This window comes from Pontibacillus sp. ABV4_188, from assembly GCF_056311905.1.
In genome coordinates this window covers 2670460-2684601 of sequence record NZ_CM149975.1, presented here as the reverse complement: position 1 = coordinate 2684601, position 14142 = coordinate 2670460, and the positions used below count along the sequence as shown (strand labels likewise).

18 protein-coding genes, 1 pseudogene and 2 riboswitches are annotated in these 14142 nt (G+C 39.8%); of the genes and pseudogenes, 9 read left to right on the top strand and 10 right to left on the bottom strand.

Annotated features, from left to right (window positions below):
- Nucleotides 1–20 precede the first annotated feature (20 nt).
- From ACYX4O_RS13870 to comGA, 7 genes are read right to left on the bottom strand one after another with little or no spacing between them, the layout of a single operon-like run.
- Nucleotides 21–281, bottom strand: a complete 261-nt coding sequence (locus tag ACYX4O_RS13870; protein WP_476351645.1) for a hypothetical protein — start codon at nt 279–281, stop codon at nt 21–23.
- Nucleotides 253–822 (bottom strand): competence type IV pilus minor pilin ComGF, encoded by a 570-nt coding sequence (locus tag ACYX4O_RS13865; protein WP_476351644.1) that lies wholly within the window; start codon nt 820–822, stop codon nt 253–255. The genes ACYX4O_RS13870 and ACYX4O_RS13865 overlap by 29 nt, the downstream gene beginning before the upstream one ends.
- Complete coding sequence (locus tag ACYX4O_RS13860) at nt 782–1123, bottom strand: hypothetical protein (protein WP_476351643.1); 342 nt, start codon at nt 1121–1123, stop codon at nt 782–784. The genes ACYX4O_RS13865 and ACYX4O_RS13860 overlap by 41 nt, the downstream gene beginning before the upstream one ends.
- Nucleotides 1107–1547 (bottom strand): competence type IV pilus minor pilin ComGD, encoded by a 441-nt coding sequence (gene comGD, locus ACYX4O_RS13855; protein ID WP_476351642.1) that lies wholly within the window; start codon nt 1545–1547, stop codon nt 1107–1109. Before comGD ends, ACYX4O_RS13860 begins: the two co-directional genes overlap by 17 nt.
- Nucleotides 1540–1845: a competence type IV pilus major pilin ComGC gene (gene comGC / locus ACYX4O_RS13850; protein ID WP_476351641.1), complete on the bottom strand. Its 306-nt coding sequence runs from the start codon at nt 1843–1845 to the stop codon at nt 1540–1542. The genes comGD and comGC overlap by 8 nt, the downstream gene beginning before the upstream one ends.
- Before the next feature lie 14 nt (nt 1846–1859).
- The gene (gene comGB / locus ACYX4O_RS13845; protein ID WP_476351640.1) at nt 1860–2927 is read right to left on the bottom strand and encodes a competence type IV pilus assembly protein ComGB; all 1068 of its coding nucleotides are present in this window, start codon (nt 2925–2927) and stop codon (nt 1860–1862) included.
- The gene (gene comGA, locus ACYX4O_RS13840; RefSeq protein ID WP_476351639.1) at nt 2905–3897 is read right to left on the bottom strand and encodes a competence type IV pilus ATPase ComGA; all 993 of its coding nucleotides are present in this window, start codon (nt 3895–3897) and stop codon (nt 2905–2907) included. Before comGA ends, comGB begins: the two co-directional genes overlap by 23 nt.
- A 522-nt stretch (nt 3898–4419) precedes the next feature.
- On the opposite strand from comGA, the gene ACYX4O_RS13835 reads away from it, so the two are divergent.
- The 3 genes from ACYX4O_RS13835 (at nt 4420) to ACYX4O_RS13825 (ending at nt 5641) form a co-directional block, all read left to right on the top strand.
- Nucleotides 4420–4647, top strand: a complete 228-nt coding sequence (locus ACYX4O_RS13835; protein WP_476351638.1) for a hypothetical protein — start codon at nt 4420–4422, stop codon at nt 4645–4647.
- On the top strand, nt 4644–5216 hold the full coding sequence (locus tag ACYX4O_RS13830; RefSeq protein WP_476351637.1) for a hypothetical protein: 573 nt from the start codon (nt 4644–4646) through the stop codon (nt 5214–5216). Before ACYX4O_RS13835 ends, ACYX4O_RS13830 begins: the two co-directional genes overlap by 4 nt.
- Before the next feature lie 65 nt (nt 5217–5281).
- Nucleotides 5282–5641, top strand: coding sequence for a hypothetical protein (locus ACYX4O_RS13825; RefSeq protein WP_476351636.1), 360 nt, complete (start codon nt 5282–5284; stop codon nt 5639–5641).
- Nucleotides 5642–5816: 175 nt separating this feature from the next.
- Here the strand turns inward: ACYX4O_RS13825 and ACYX4O_RS13820 are convergent.
- Nucleotides 5817–6116: pseudogene (locus ACYX4O_RS13820) on the bottom strand (ATPase, T2SS/T4P/T4SS family); the annotation flags it as partial.
- A gap of 111 nt (nt 6117–6227) precedes the next feature.
- Between ACYX4O_RS13820 and ACYX4O_RS13815 the strand changes: the two are divergent.
- From ACYX4O_RS13815 to ACYX4O_RS13805, 3 genes are read left to right on the top strand one after another with little or no spacing between them, the layout of a single operon-like run.
- Complete coding sequence (locus ACYX4O_RS13815) at nt 6228–6434, top strand: hypothetical protein (protein ID WP_476351635.1); 207 nt, start codon at nt 6228–6230, stop codon at nt 6432–6434.
- 12 nt (nt 6435–6446) lie between these two features.
- Entirely contained in the window at nt 6447–6941 is a 495-nt protein-coding gene (locus tag ACYX4O_RS13810) for a shikimate kinase (RefSeq protein WP_476351634.1), read from the top strand.
- 49 nt (nt 6942–6990) lie between these two features.
- The gene (locus ACYX4O_RS13805) at nt 6991–7170 is read left to right on the top strand and encodes a YqzE family protein (RefSeq protein WP_036782096.1); all 180 of its coding nucleotides are present in this window, start codon (nt 6991–6993) and stop codon (nt 7168–7170) included.
- 117 nt (nt 7171–7287) lie between these two features.
- Here the strand turns inward: ACYX4O_RS13805 and ACYX4O_RS13800 are convergent, their stop codons facing one another.
- Complete coding sequence (locus ACYX4O_RS13800) at nt 7288–8142, bottom strand: YqhG family protein (RefSeq protein WP_476351633.1); 855 nt, start codon at nt 8140–8142, stop codon at nt 7288–7290.
- Nucleotides 8120–9790 (bottom strand): DEAD/DEAH box helicase, encoded by a 1671-nt coding sequence (locus ACYX4O_RS13795; protein WP_476351632.1) that lies wholly within the window; start codon nt 9788–9790, stop codon nt 8120–8122. The genes ACYX4O_RS13800 and ACYX4O_RS13795 overlap by 23 nt, the downstream gene beginning before the upstream one ends.
- Before the next feature lie 148 nt (nt 9791–9938).
- A riboswitch (glycine riboswitch) is annotated at nt 9939–10031 on the top strand.
- A 3-nt stretch (nt 10032–10034) separates the two neighbouring features.
- Nucleotides 10035–10115, top strand: a riboswitch (glycine riboswitch).
- A gap of 97 nt (nt 10116–10212) precedes the next feature.
- Between ACYX4O_RS13795 and gcvT the strand changes: the two genes are divergently transcribed.
- The 3 genes from gcvT to gcvPB are packed head-to-tail and all read left to right on the top strand — an operon-like array spanning nt 10213 to nt 14128.
- Nucleotides 10213–11313: a glycine cleavage system aminomethyltransferase GcvT gene (gene gcvT, locus ACYX4O_RS13790; RefSeq protein WP_476351631.1), complete on the top strand. Its 1101-nt coding sequence runs from the start codon at nt 10213–10215 to the stop codon at nt 11311–11313.
- A gap of 24 nt (nt 11314–11337) precedes the next feature.
- A complete protein-coding gene (gene gcvPA / locus ACYX4O_RS13785) occupies nt 11338–12684 on the top strand; it encodes an aminomethyl-transferring glycine dehydrogenase subunit GcvPA (protein ID WP_476351630.1) in 1347 nt (448 codons plus the stop codon).
- A complete protein-coding gene (gene gcvPB, locus ACYX4O_RS13780; RefSeq protein WP_476351629.1) occupies nt 12677–14128 on the top strand; it encodes an aminomethyl-transferring glycine dehydrogenase subunit GcvPB in 1452 nt (483 codons plus the stop codon). The genes gcvPA and gcvPB overlap by 8 nt, the downstream gene beginning before the upstream one ends.
- Nucleotides 14129–14142: the final 14 nt, after the last annotated feature.

Genomic DNA, 14142 nt, shown 5'->3' with positions numbered 1-14142 from the left:
ACATGAAACCCCTATTAATTTTAATAGGGGTCTTTTTGAGCTTTGGGAAACCGTTGTTTGATTGTTTTCTGATATCCCTCATTTGTTGTGATGGTGTATTCGACCTGTATTTCATCTTCACTAGTAGGGTTGTACAATACATTTACTTCTCCATCAGGATATGTGTATAACTTTTGTGTCACTTCTTCATTCCATAAAGGCATCCAACTTTCATTGAAGTTATGTTGCGCTCGTCCGTACAGGGTTTCCATTTTAAGCTGTTCGATATGGTTTTCTGTCATTTGAACACGGTTCGCATACGACAAGAGGGAAGAGCTTATGAGAAGGAGTGTGAGAAGGGTAATGGACAGTAAAAGAGGAAAGGTAAAGCCGTTCTGATTGTTTAAAGAGATGGAAATGTTTCTTAATGTGTTCACCCCCTATAAGTTCCACCTCTAGAATGATGGAATCATGGAACTGTTTAGCAGAGAATTTTTTTACATCAAAAAGCAGGCGTTCTTGGCCAGTATAATTTACTTGCCTAATGATATTAGAACCTCTTTGCTCAATCGTAATCTCTTTCCCGTCATGTTGAATAAGTTGTATACCTAGTTGAGATAAGTGAGTCTCTCTTGTATGGTATAACTCCTCTTGGACAAACAAGAAAAATTGGTGGATCTTAGCATCCTCCACAAAGCTCATTGAATGAGTGGTTGAGAGTACTTGCATAATGATCGGAAGCATGAGGGAAATGCTTAGCGCAATCATTAAAGCAAATAACGCCTCGATCATCGTAAACCCTTTATTCCCCCTTAGGAGGGATATAAAAGCAAATATGTTCATTCCCTCCTTTTTCAGCTAGCTTCCAAGTAATGCATCCCTTTACTTGGTTTTGCTCTGTCTCTACAAGTAATGAGCCCTGTGTACCATTAACAGTAACCTCTATTACATGTTCTGGTAGATTCCCCTCAAGCTGTATTAACTCGTTGTGCAAATGGACTGCCATTTTACGTCTAGTCTCTAATTCATATTGCTTACTAAACACAATTTGTAGAATTGGGAACAAACTTAACGTAATAACTAACATTAAACTAAGGCTATACAATGCATCTACAAGGGCCATTCCTTTATTGTTTTGTAACATAAAAACGCGCCTTTCCAAATGGGAATGTAACCACAAAGGTGTTGTGAGGAGAGAGGAATGCTATCTTTCCTGGGTGAACGGTTTGTCCATCCATTTGAAATTCCAGAGGTTTTTTTAACGTCCTAAGCTGAATGGACCACCTAGGGGGAATGGATCGAGTGAGCACAACCTCGCTATAGCCGCTTGTATACATCTTATATTCTCCTTTAGTAGTAAAGAAGACGATCTTGTGCTCTTGTTGCTTGGTCATTGTTTCTTGCTGCAAAAATAGCACATCCTCATGAAATTGTTTTAAGAAAAGGTCTTCTTGTGCTTGTACAAACAAGCGGTCAGACAGTGTGATCGTTAAACTAACGATAACCCCGAAAATACATAAAGAAACCATCATTTCAATTAGTGTAAAGCCTTGCTCGTTGTTATTCATTAAGAGTTGGGGTGACCGTCCCATCTTCATTTAAAGTAAGTGACTCTCCTCCAGGGCAAGTTTCTTGTTCTAAATACCCTTCTGTCACAAGCGTAGCCAAGTCAGCAGGCATGCTCTTCTTTTCAATTTTATAAGCTTGCACTTGTGTTTCAGCTAGCTTGACCATAGCTTCACATCCTTTAGCTTCCACCATGGAGTTATTTGAAGCTAGGTTCGGTATAGTGACAAGGAGAAGGGTGGCAATGATCATAAGTACAATTAGCATTTCAATTAAGGTGAATCCTTTTTGGTTGTTCATAGAGTACATCCTTTCTACATTGTTTTCATCCATTCAAAGATTGGCATCATAATCGATGAGTAAATAAACAAAATGCTAAAACCAAGCAATAGGAACATGACTGGCTGAATGAAGGATAGAAATTTACCTGCTTTTTGTTCAATCTCATCTATCGTCCATTCAGAATAGACGAGTAGATCATCTGAGAGTTTTCCTTCGTTTTGACTTTGGTGTACGAGTGTAGCGAGGTCCTCCTTTAAAAAAGAACATTTTCTTATGCCTGATGCTAAAGAAGTACCGTTCTCTAATTCTGCGTAAAGAGCTCTAGCTTGTAAGTGTAGGATTGGAAAGTGGTGAGAAGTTGATAAAAGAGAGAGGCTTTTCTGAACAGAAACGCCCGATTGGAGCAGGCTGCCGAAGTGGTAAGTGAATAAAAATGTTGTCTGCATTGTGATGAACCCTTTAATGAAAGGGACTCGTTCATAAAGAGAAGATAATTGTTGAGGGGTAAAACGGTTCTTTATAGAAATCCATACTACCATCATGACTCCTGCTATTGGCAGGGACCAAAGCAATATTGCTGAAACAATATCTAACCCTTTGATGAGTTGGGTGACCTTTGCGGATTCATAATTCATAGAAGCATACAGTTGCAAAAAAGTTGGTAAAAGAAACTGCTTGGTGAACATGATGATTCCAATAATTAAGCAAAATAAAACAAGCGGGTAGCGGATAAGGCTAACGAATTTTTTTTGATACGCTTGTTGTTTATGGAGAAGGTTGCTCCCTTTGACAAGAGCATCTTCAATGCGGTTATCCAGTTTAGAAACATGTAAGAAAGAAACTACATACTTAGAGAACCCTAATTCCTCAAGTGTGTCTTCAAGAGATTCTCCTTCTAATAAATGATATTTCAACTGCTTAATAGTTGGTTTTAAGTTCGAATCGAAGGATAAAATCTCAAGAGAGTTTTGAAGGGAATATCCTCTTGTAAGAAGATGGGAGAGGCGTTGTAAAAATCGAATTTGTATTTTTGTAGGGATGGACGTAGCGCGATAAATTAAGAATGGCTTAGGAAAGTTACGTAATGAACCCAAGGGCATAGGCTTTCCTCCTCAGATTAGCAAATGAAGGGTACGATGGTGATTTGTAAGGGGAGTGCCCGGCAAGTGCTGCTTGTAATTCATGTCCTTCCAGCATTTCAAGAATAGCGGTTCGCTTTTGTTTGAGGGGGTTCGGGCATACAATAGGAACTAGCTGTTGAGAAGCAATCGCGATTAACGTTTGTTCGAGATCCGTTTTAGATATCCCCATCTCGAGTAAGCGATAAATCGTTCCATATGCATTTTTGGCGTGAAGGGTCGATAGCACCAAATGTCCAGTGTGAGCGGCGTGAAAGGCAAATTGAGCCGTCTTTTCATCTCTGATCTCACCGAGCATTAAAATATCTGGGTCATGCCGAAGGGCAGCCTTAAGACCGGCGTAGTAATCCATACCTGCTTTCTCGTTTACTTGTACTTGGAGAATATCATGTAGTCTTTGTTCAATGGGGTCTTCTAGTGTAATGGTTTGGTACGATTGTTCTTTTAATAATGTTTGCAGTAAGGCATAGAGGGTTGTCGTTTTTCCGCTTCCCGTTGGACCTGTAAACAGGATGATTCCTGTATGACGGCCGATCCATTTCCTGAGTTGATTTGTTTGAGATGGAAATAAAAAAAGGGATTCAAGTGGAAGGTCTTCCTTCTGGGGGAGAATACGAATGGCGAGGCTTTCGGTTTCTTCAAGAGGCAAGGTTGAAAGGCGTAAATCATACGAGTGGGTCCCGCTCACATACTGAGATTTCCCGTCTTGTGGCGTGAGGGTTTCTCCAATGTCCATACCTGATGTGAACTTAAAGTAAGAAAGAAGCGGTGTGTACTGCTGTCGGGTGAGGGATGAGGAAAAGGTGCGGTAGCCATCGATTCGAAAGTAAATATGAACCAAATCACCTTCTGGGCAAAAGTGAATATCAGAAGAGCGTTGTGTGGTGGCTATAGATAAAATATCTTCAGACTGCTGGGTGACTAAATTCAATCCATGAAACACCTCCTATTGTGGTTTGGTAAAGGTTTCGACAAGTTAAGAGGAATTCCTTCTTTTTTCTAAAAATTTTTCTAAGATCTGTTGATGTCAACATTAATGGTGGTACGAAGTGCAAGGTTGCCACATACTGCATGTTTTTGTTTTACCACCTTACGCTCGGTTAAAGCAAACAGAAGCATTCTCTCAAATTCAAAACACGATGGGACAATGAACCTGTCCCCGTGGCTCTCGTGTTTTGTGCCTCCAATTAAGTTCCTTCTAATTTACTATAAAGATACAGAAAATGAAAAAAATTCGTTAGTGCTTTTTGATGATTTTCATACTATGTTATTACTAATCATTGGAATCATTGTAGTGATGCAAATTTTAAAATGATAAAATAAAATACATAGATAATACAATTGTAAATTATTTACAATTAATTTCGTCCTGTGTTACCTTATATTTGTAATCGATTACAAATACTAAAGGCGGAGGGATATTTTGAAATTTAATAATGTTTTAAAATTAGTAATGTCAGCATTGTTTTTGGTAAGCTTCTCAAGTGATATCATCTCAGCTAAGGTAAAAGTAAGTGGAGGAAAATTAATAAGTGAAAAGAAACTTGATAATCTTTTAGAACCTTACTTTAAAGATTCAGCAGACTTAAGTGAACTTTCACATACTCAAAAAGATGCGCTCTACAAAAGATACAAAAACAAGGATACTCAGATAGTAGATATTCAAAAAATAAAGAAGTGAACTACATTAAAAAAGATGGGGAATTAGTTGAGTCTTCAAAATATACTAAAGATAAACTAATGAGAGCATCTTCCACTATACCCAAGGATGATTTAAGTATAAGCGTATGGTCAGTAGTTAATGAATATGGAAGAATAACTTTATTTGGCGAGTTTGAGTGGCTGCAAGCATCGACAGCCCCTGACGAGTATCTTGGGCTTGCTACTACTGAAGATTTTGATATTATTCCGAACTCGCAACAATGGAGAGTATATACCAGAACTAGTAGTTCAAATGGGTGGACTTTGTATGACTCTATAGATGGTAGATCTTATGAGAGTAGCTTATATGGATATGCTAACACCTACTCAGGAACTTCCAGTTACTACAAGGGAACATTATCTTATGAAATGAATCCAAATACCTCAAGCCCGGATAACAGAGCGATGATTAAGTACATTAGTAATGTAGGCAGTGCAGGTTCGCTCTCTGTTGGAATTGGACCAGTTTCAGTTTCAACAAGCGATTCTTCTGAAACTCTAAAAGCATCTAATGTAGATGACTTCAAATGGAGACAGTACGGTTACTAATATGGAGCAAGCAGGGGGTGATAATTATCATCCCCTTTAAATAATAGAGGGGGTGAAGTGAAGACATGAGGTGGAAATATTTTTTGTTATTTCTTTCGGCTTTGTTTTCATTACTGGTAGTAGTATCAGGGTGCAATAGTGATTCTAATGCAGGAAATACTTCTTCAAAAGAGTCTACAAATTATTCAATGTTATTCAAAATCGACAAGAAGTTAGAGGAAAAAAACGATGAGGGTAAGACTATTTATGTAATTGAAGGACATAACCTAAAGGATGGAAAACAAAAGTTTAAAATTAGCTTAGATAGGAATGTTTGGAATTTAACTAAAAAAAATACTGTTACTTATGAAATTTCGTTTGATATCATCGAAGGTGAAGAGTATGGAAAGCTTCTTCAGATCTCTAGAGCCCCAAATCCGGGTTAATAAAATTAATTATTCTAAAAGTCCTTATTGTTAGTTATAAAGACTTTTTATATGGATAGGTTTATTTTTTCTAATTTATGGACTATTCCATCATTGAGGCAGGTGGATATTACTCACTCTGCCCTTTTATATTCTTAGGAAAATTCAAATTTTTATTCAAACTTCCTATTACAAAGACGAGATGACCTGTGTGAGCGGCGTAAAAGGCAAATTGAGCCGTCTTTTCATCTCTGATCTCTCCAAGCATTAAGATATCTGGGTCATGCCGAAGGGCAGCCTTAAGACCAGCATAGTAATCCATACCTGCTTTCTCGTTTACTTGTACTTGGAGAATATCATGGAGTCTTTGTTCAATGGGATCTTCTAGTGTAATGGTCTGATACGACTGTTCTTTTAATAATGTTTGCAGTAATGCATAGAGGGTTGTTGTTTTTCCGCTTCTCGTCAGGCCTGTAAACAGGATGATCCCTTGCCATCGGGATTTTGTTATTTCGCGTGACACGATGGGACGATGAACCTGTCCCCCGTGGCTCTCATGGGTCTTGCTGTGATAAGATAAATAAAACGGCAAAAGGAGTGGATGATGTTGGATCGAGAAGTTTTGCATGAACGAGTGTATGCACTAAAGTTTGCATTGGAGCAAGGTGGCGTTGATCTTGGGGATGCTCAACATGAAATTTTAAAAGACCTTATGGAAGTAAAAACAGAGAAAGATGGCATGGTTGATCCTAATTCTGTGTCTCCGAGGCTTATGACATTGATTCAGGCCACGTTAGATCAGCAGTTACACTAAGGAGGAGCAGTTTTGCAAACTATTTATTTAATTGGGTTTATGGGAAGTGGTAAATCCAGCGTCGGAAAACAATTGGCTGAGCGACTGCAAAAGCCTTTTATTGATTTAGATCAGTCGATTGAGGAAAGGAACGGCAAGAGCATACCAGATATTTTTGCTGAAGGTGGGGAAGCTTCTTTCCGTAAGTATGAGGCAGAAGCTTTACGCGCAGTGAAAAGTAAAGGAGCAGTTATTGCTACTGGTGGTGGGATCATTGAAACGCCTGGTAATCACGCTGTGATGGAAAGTTCCGGTGAAATTATATATTTACATACTGATTTTGATACGATTATAGAACGTCTACAAGAGGATCCGAACAGACCGCTTTGGAATCAAGATCATACTAAAAGGCGTGCTTTGTTTGAAAAGCGACTGCCTACTTATAAAGAATGGGCTGATGTGACGGTTAACACGACGGATCGGACTGTGGATGAGATCGTTGTTCAAGTAGTGGACGTTATAAAATAAGGATTTTTGGACATACTACTGATGTACACCTAATGTGAGGTGAGGATCTATGTCTGGAAATGACTATGTGAAATTTATGACTCAAGAAATTGTGAAGTATATGGATCTACCTGAAGATGAACGAAAGAAAAGAAAAGAACAAAAGAAACAACAAGAAGCTATAAGTTCTAGATGGTTTGGTATGTTGCCTTTTGCTTTGAAGTTTATGTTTAAAAAGCATGTTAAATAATATCCATTCCATAGTAGTAAAGTCGCGTGTTCTTCATTAGATCATGCGACTTTTTTGTGTTTTGAAGCACCACAATATATTGGTAAAAGCAGCGTCTAAATAATTCAGACGCTGCTTTTAGTTATTTAGGTGGTCTGTAATCAATTTAGAGGAAGTGGACTGACTAATATAAATCATTCCTGCATTAATTATGTCTAATTCAATTTTAGGTTCATATCGTTTTTGAAGAGCGCTTTGCTCTCGTTCGAGCCTTTCGAGTGCTTCGGCTTTTTGCTCGACAGCTTCCTCTTCATCATCTTCGGATTGAACATCATTTTTATAAAAGTGCTCTAATAATTGTTTTTCTTCTTCTAACAACCGTAATGCATCTTCGCCCCAAGAAAGGTCTTGTTTTGTAACGTTTCCATGTATATAGGCTTCTATCCGTTTTAATGCACTTGGCAGCTTAATAATGGGTGTTAACGTAAAGCAGTAGTCTGGAATCTTAGGGGAAAGGGAGATCGAGCCTAAACGGTCCATGAATTGCGGGATCATACTTCCGTTGATCAACTGAAGACCTAATGAGACGATTTCCTGTCGTTTCTGCGTCCCTTTATAATTGATCGATGCATTCAGGATAAGCCATGGCGTAAGGCTTGTCTGTTGGTTCGTCTCTACTTGTTCATATTGCCTTGTGAGTTGCCCTTTTTTTCGTAGCATCTGAAACATCTGGTGAACACGAGGGGAGCCAAAGTGCAGCCATTCCCCTTTTTCTTCACGGCGGTTTGGGTTCGTAATAAAAGTGACTTGCATAGGGATCCCTCTTCCATTCACCCTCTTTACATAGTTCCAGTAAAACGGTCGGTTCATCAGCACCTCATCTTGCTCTTCTGTTAACTGAACTTTCATAACACCATCACGGTCTTCTAAAATCGAGCATTCATTGGCGGTAAAATAGCGGTGTAAGAAATTATGAAGCGCCTGTTGTTCCATCCATTTCCACCTCCTGATCTTGTTCCATCGCGTACGAAATAACGGAAGATAAGTTATTGAGCTTAACTTTCATTTCCCCGTCTGTTGAAGACTCCGTAAAGATCGATTGAATTTCATCTTCTAAATTATCAAGCTCTAGCTTTTGTAAGATGGCATCTAAATTCCCGACGACTCTTTGGAAGAGGTGGATTTTCTCATAAAGAAGAGAAAGAACATGTTCTTCAATTGTGTCTCGAATGGCAAAGTTGTAAATATTAACGTCTTCTTTCTGTCCAAACCGATGGATTCGTCCAATTCGTTGTTCGAGGCGCATCGGATTCCAAGGTAAGTCGTAGTTAATCATATTGTTACAGAACTGCAAGTTAATTCCCTCGCCTCCAGCTTCTGTTGCTATCAGAACCTGGGCTTGGTTTTGGAAGAGTTGCTTCATCCAATCCTTTTTACTTCTCTTAAAGCCCCCCCTGAATGGAACGGATGTAATGCCGTGCTGTTGTAAATACCACTGAAGATAGTACTGAGAAGCTCTATACTCCGTGAAGATAATGAATTTTTGATCCGTTTTCGAGATTAAGTCAACCACTTTTTGCGCTTTCGCGTGATGAGGCATTTTCTCAATGTAGCCAATCATCTCTTGTAGTTGTTCGGCTCTTGAAGGATGGATCTCTTCATTCTTCAACATACTCTGAATAGAAAGAAAACACGCTTCACGGCTTGAACATAATTCTCGCAACAGAACGATGTTGGAAAAAGCCATCCCTCCGCTTGTAACTTCAGACAGCTTTTCGTAAGCATTCTTTTCTTCTTCTGTGAAATCAATATAGACGGTTTCTACGTTACGCTTTGTCCAATCGACACCTGTTTCATCGCGACGGTTACGGACCATAACTTTCTTAACTAATTCTTTTAGATGTTCATCATTTGAGAGTTGGTTTCGGTTTCTTCCAAATCGTTTTGTGAAGTCTTCATAGTTTCCTAAGTGACCTGGTTTTAAAATGGATACTAAATTAAAAATATCAACCAAGTGGTTCTGCACCGGAGTAGCCGTAAGAAGAAGGCAGTATTTCTTTTTTAGTGATCGGACGAAGGCGTAGTTTTTCGTCTTGTGGTTTTTTAATTTATGAGCCTCATCGATGATAATAAGGTCATATTCTGTTTCTAAAAGTTTCTCTCGGTGCGGAGGTCGCTTAGCTGTATCAATAGAAGATACGACAACATCATAGTCCCATATAGCAGATTTTCTTTGGGCTGCTGCAGGGATATAGAACTTCTGATTCATTTCTTGTACCCACTGATTGACGAGAGAGGCTGGGGCTAGTATGAGTACTTTTTTGACAAGTCCACGAATCATGTATTCTTTTAAAATTAATCCTGCTTCTATCGTTTTACCAAGACCTACTTCGTCTGCTAGGATTGCGCGTCCGCTCATTTCTTCCACCACTTGTTCAGCACAATTTAATTGATGAGGGAGAAAGTCGACGTGAGGTAAGTATTTAGGTGATTGTAGCCCTTTAAATTCAGGTGTTGCAACATGCTTTGATGTTTCATAAGCCATCTGGAATAGTTCCCATGAAGCAAAAGGGCCTTCTGACTGCAAGTTCGTTGCGACTATTGGATCAATAGACGTATCGATCTGTATAGATGGATTCATGCGTACCCCTACCTTTAAAAGCAATAAATTTTTGTGCACAGTCCAAAAACCGTGTGATATAATGACAGTGAATTTGTAAACTAGTGTTTACTATTCCGTAATGTTTATGAATTAGTATGAACCATTTATGAAAATATTATTATCGCGAATGATTACAAGAGGAGAGACCGCAGTAACTTGGCGGCGCCGAAGGAGCAAACAGTGATGTGAATCTCTCAGGCAAAAAGACTCTTGTAGGACGCACCTCTGGAGAGTGCCTACGTAAGGCCACCCAAGAAGAAAGCAGCCAAGATCTACTGCGAAACTTTCTGGTTAACGGACAGGGAATGACACGGTAATCGTGTATTCTCTGTTTTTTTATGTTTAATTTTCAGAAAAATAGCGCAAGTTCGAACGATTATGTACATAGGGGGATTTTAAAAATGGCTGATTTAAAACGTACACCACTTCACCCTCATTACGGGGATTGGGGAGCAAAAACAGTTGACTTTGGAGGATGGGATCTTCCTGTTCAATTTACATCTATTAAAGAAGAACATCACGCAACGAGAAACAGCGCAGGTCTATTTGATGTCTCTCATATGGGAGAAATTTTAGTAGAGGGACCAGAAAGTGAAGCTTATCTGCAAAAGATGCTCACGAATGATGTGACTAAATTGACAACTAACCGGGCGCAATATACGTTTCTTTGCTATGAAGATGGCGGGACGGTTGATGATCTGATTGTCTATAAATTGCAGGAACAATCCTATTTGCTTGTGGTGAATGCAGCGAATACAGACAAGGATTTCAAATGGCTAAAGGAAAATTTAACGGAAAACGCAACGCTTCATGACGTTTCTGATCAATATGTCCAACTCGCTATTCAAGGACCGAAGGCTGAAGCGATTTTGCAACGTTTAACGGATCAGGATCTTTCTGAAATCAAATTCTTCCGATTCTTGCAGGATGTCTCCTTTAGTAGTGTTGAACATGGAGCACTTGTTTCTCGTACGGGTTATACAGGAGAAGATGGATTTGAGATTTATATTCATCCTGAGGCGGGGGGAGCGCTTTGGAGAGCCATTCTTACTGAAGGCGAGAAGGATGGGGTACTTCCTGTTGGTCTTGGGGCAAGGGACACGCTTCGTTTTGAAGCAAAACTTCCATTATATGGTCAGGAACTAAGTGCAGATATTACGCCGATTGAAGCTGGACTTGGATTTGCTGTCAAAGTGGATAAAGAAGGTGACTTTATTGGTAAGCATGTTCTTAAGAAGCAAAAAGAAGAAGGAACAAACCGGAAACTAGTAGGTCTTGAAATGATCGATAAAGGGATTCCACGCCACGGTTATAAAGTATTTGATGGCGACAAGGAAATTGGTTTTGTTACTACAGGTACACAGTCTCCGACATTAGAGAGAAATATAGGTCTTGCCGTTGTTCCTAATCAATATACGGAGCCCGACACGGAACTCCTGGTTCAGGTTCGCAAACGATTATTGAAAGCAAAAGTTATACCGACACCCTTTTATAAGCGGTAAGGATAAGGATAGGGAGGTTTTACAATGACATTTCGATATTTACCCATGACCGATCATGATAAACGATCTATGCTAGAGAGTATTGGCGTTGAATCAACAGATGTTTTATTTAGTGATATTCCTGAGAAGGTTCGTTTCAAAGGGGAGTTAAACATAAAGCCAAGCGCAAGCGAGCCAGAGTTAATGAAAGAATTGGCTCAACTAGCTGGTGAGAACATCAATACGAAAGACTACACATCTTTTCTGGGGGCAGGGGTTTATGATCATTACATTCCCTCCATTGTAGATCATGTACTGTCTCGTTCCGAATTCTATACAGCTTACACACCTTATCAGCCAGAGATTTCTCAAGGAGAGTTACAAGCGATCTTTGAATTTCAGACGATGATATCTGAGCTAACAGGAATGGAAGTATCTAACTCATCTATGTACGACGGGGGCACCTCACTTGCTGAAGCAGTGACGTTAAGCGCTGGACAAACAAAAAAGAAAAAAGTTCTTGTATCTAAAGCGATTCACCCTCACTCTTTAGAAGTTATTCATTCCTATGCAATGGGACAAAACATTGAAGTGGTTGAGATTGAAGCAAGAGAAGGATTAACAAACCTATCTATGTTAGCGGATGAATTAGATGAAGAAACTGCAGGGGTTGTCATTCAATATCCGAACTTCTACGGACAAATTGAGCCTTTAGAAGACGTTCAAGAGATCTTAAAAGATTCAAAAGCAATGTTTATTGTTTCAAGTAATCCTCTAGCCCTTGGGTATCTCACACCACCAGGTAAATTTGGGGCGGATATTGTTGTAGGCGATACTCAAGTGTTCGGTATTCCTGCTCAGTTTGGTGGACCGCACTGTGGATATTTCGCTACGACTAAGAAACTAATGAGAAAAGTTCCAGGGCGTCTTGTAGGCCAAACACAAGATGAAGAAGGACGAAGAGGCTTTGTGTTAACGTTGCAAGCTCGAGAGCAACACATTAGAAGGGATAAAGCCACATCTAATATTTGTTCTAACCAAGCCTTGAATGCACTTGGTACATCTGTAGCACTTAGCGCGCTTGGTAAGAAAGGCGTTAAAGAAATGGCTTATCAAAACATGCAAAAAGCGCGCTATGCGAAGAAGAAGTTCGAAGATGCTGGCTTCCAAGTGTTGTATTCAAATGCTTTCTTTAATGAATTTGTTCTCCAAGTTCAAGGTTCTGTAACGACATTAAATGAAAAGCTTCAAGAAAAAGGGATGATTGGTGGTCTTGACCTAGAAAGGGTCCATTCTGATTTAGGTGGCCATATGCTTGTAGCCGTGACCGAAATGCGTACAAAGGAAGAGATCGATCGATTTGTGAAGGAATTGGGGGATGTATATGCGTAACGAAGATTTTCCGCTCATCTTTGAACATAGTCAAGAAGGACGCGTAGGGTTTAGTTTGCCTGATTTAGATGTACCAGAGGTAGACTTAGACATTGAAGTCCCATACGTCAGAAGCGACGATGCTGATTTACCTGAAGTAAGTGAACTGCAGATTATGCGTCATTATACGGCTCTCTCCAAACGGAATCACGGTGTGGACTCAGGGTTTTATCCACTAGGATCTTGTACGATGAAGTACAACCCTAAAATGAATGAAGATGTAGCTCGTATGCCTGGATTTAGTCACATTCATCCTATGCAAGCTCCTGAATCGGTTCAAGGAGCACTAGGTTTAATGTATGATCTTCAGACATCTCTTGAAGCCATTACAGGTATGGATCAAGTTACCCTCCAACCAGCTGCAGGAGCTCATGGTGAGTGGACAGGACTTATGATGATTCGTGCCTACCACGAAGCGAATGAGGACTATAATCGTACGAAAGTAATTGTACCTGATTCTGCACATGGAACGAATCCTGCCTCTGCAACAGTAGCTGGGTTTGAAGCAGTAACGGTTAAATCGAATGAAAAAGGGCTTGTTGATTTAGATGATTTAAAGCGTGTAGTTGATGAGAACACAGCTGCTCTCATGCTAACAAATCCGAATACGCTTGGCTTATTTGAAGAAGAAATCTTAGAGATGGCCGAGATCATCCATGAAGCAGGTGGTAAACTGTATTATGACGGTGCCAATTTAAATGCGATTCTTGGATACGCTCGCCCAGGGGATATGGGGTTTGATGTTGTCCACTTGAATTTGCACAAAACATTCACTGGTCCTCATGGTGGGGGTGGTCCTGGTTCTGGTCCAGTTGGAGTGAAGAGTGATTTAGCTCCATATCTGCCAAAGCCAATCGTAACAAAGGTACAAGAACGTTACGTCTTTGATGATAACCGTCCAGATTCGATCGGACGCGTTAAGCCTTACTTTGGGAACTTCGGAATTAATGTTCGGGCTTATACGTACATCCGGACAATGGGGGCTAAAGGGTTAAAGCAAGTAAGTGAATACGCTGTTTTAAATGCGAACTATATGATGAGAGAACTTGAGAAAGATTTTGATCTACCGTTCTCACAGCATTGTAAACACGAATTCGTGCTATCAGGGAAGCGTCAGAAAAAGCTTGGCGTTAGAACACTTGATATGGCCAAACGTCTCCTTGATTTCGGCTATCATCCGCCTACGATTTACTTCCCGTTAAACGTAGAAGAAGCCATGATGGTTGAACCTACGGAAACTGAAGCGAAAGAGACGCTAGATGAGTTTATTGAAGCAATGAGACAAATTCATCAGGAAGCTAAAGATCATCCTGAAATTGTTCAGGAAGCTCCTCATACGACGATTGTAGGGCGTATGGATGAAACGACTGCTGCTCGTAAGCCTGTTCTACGTTATCTGAAATAAATGAACAAAGAAAA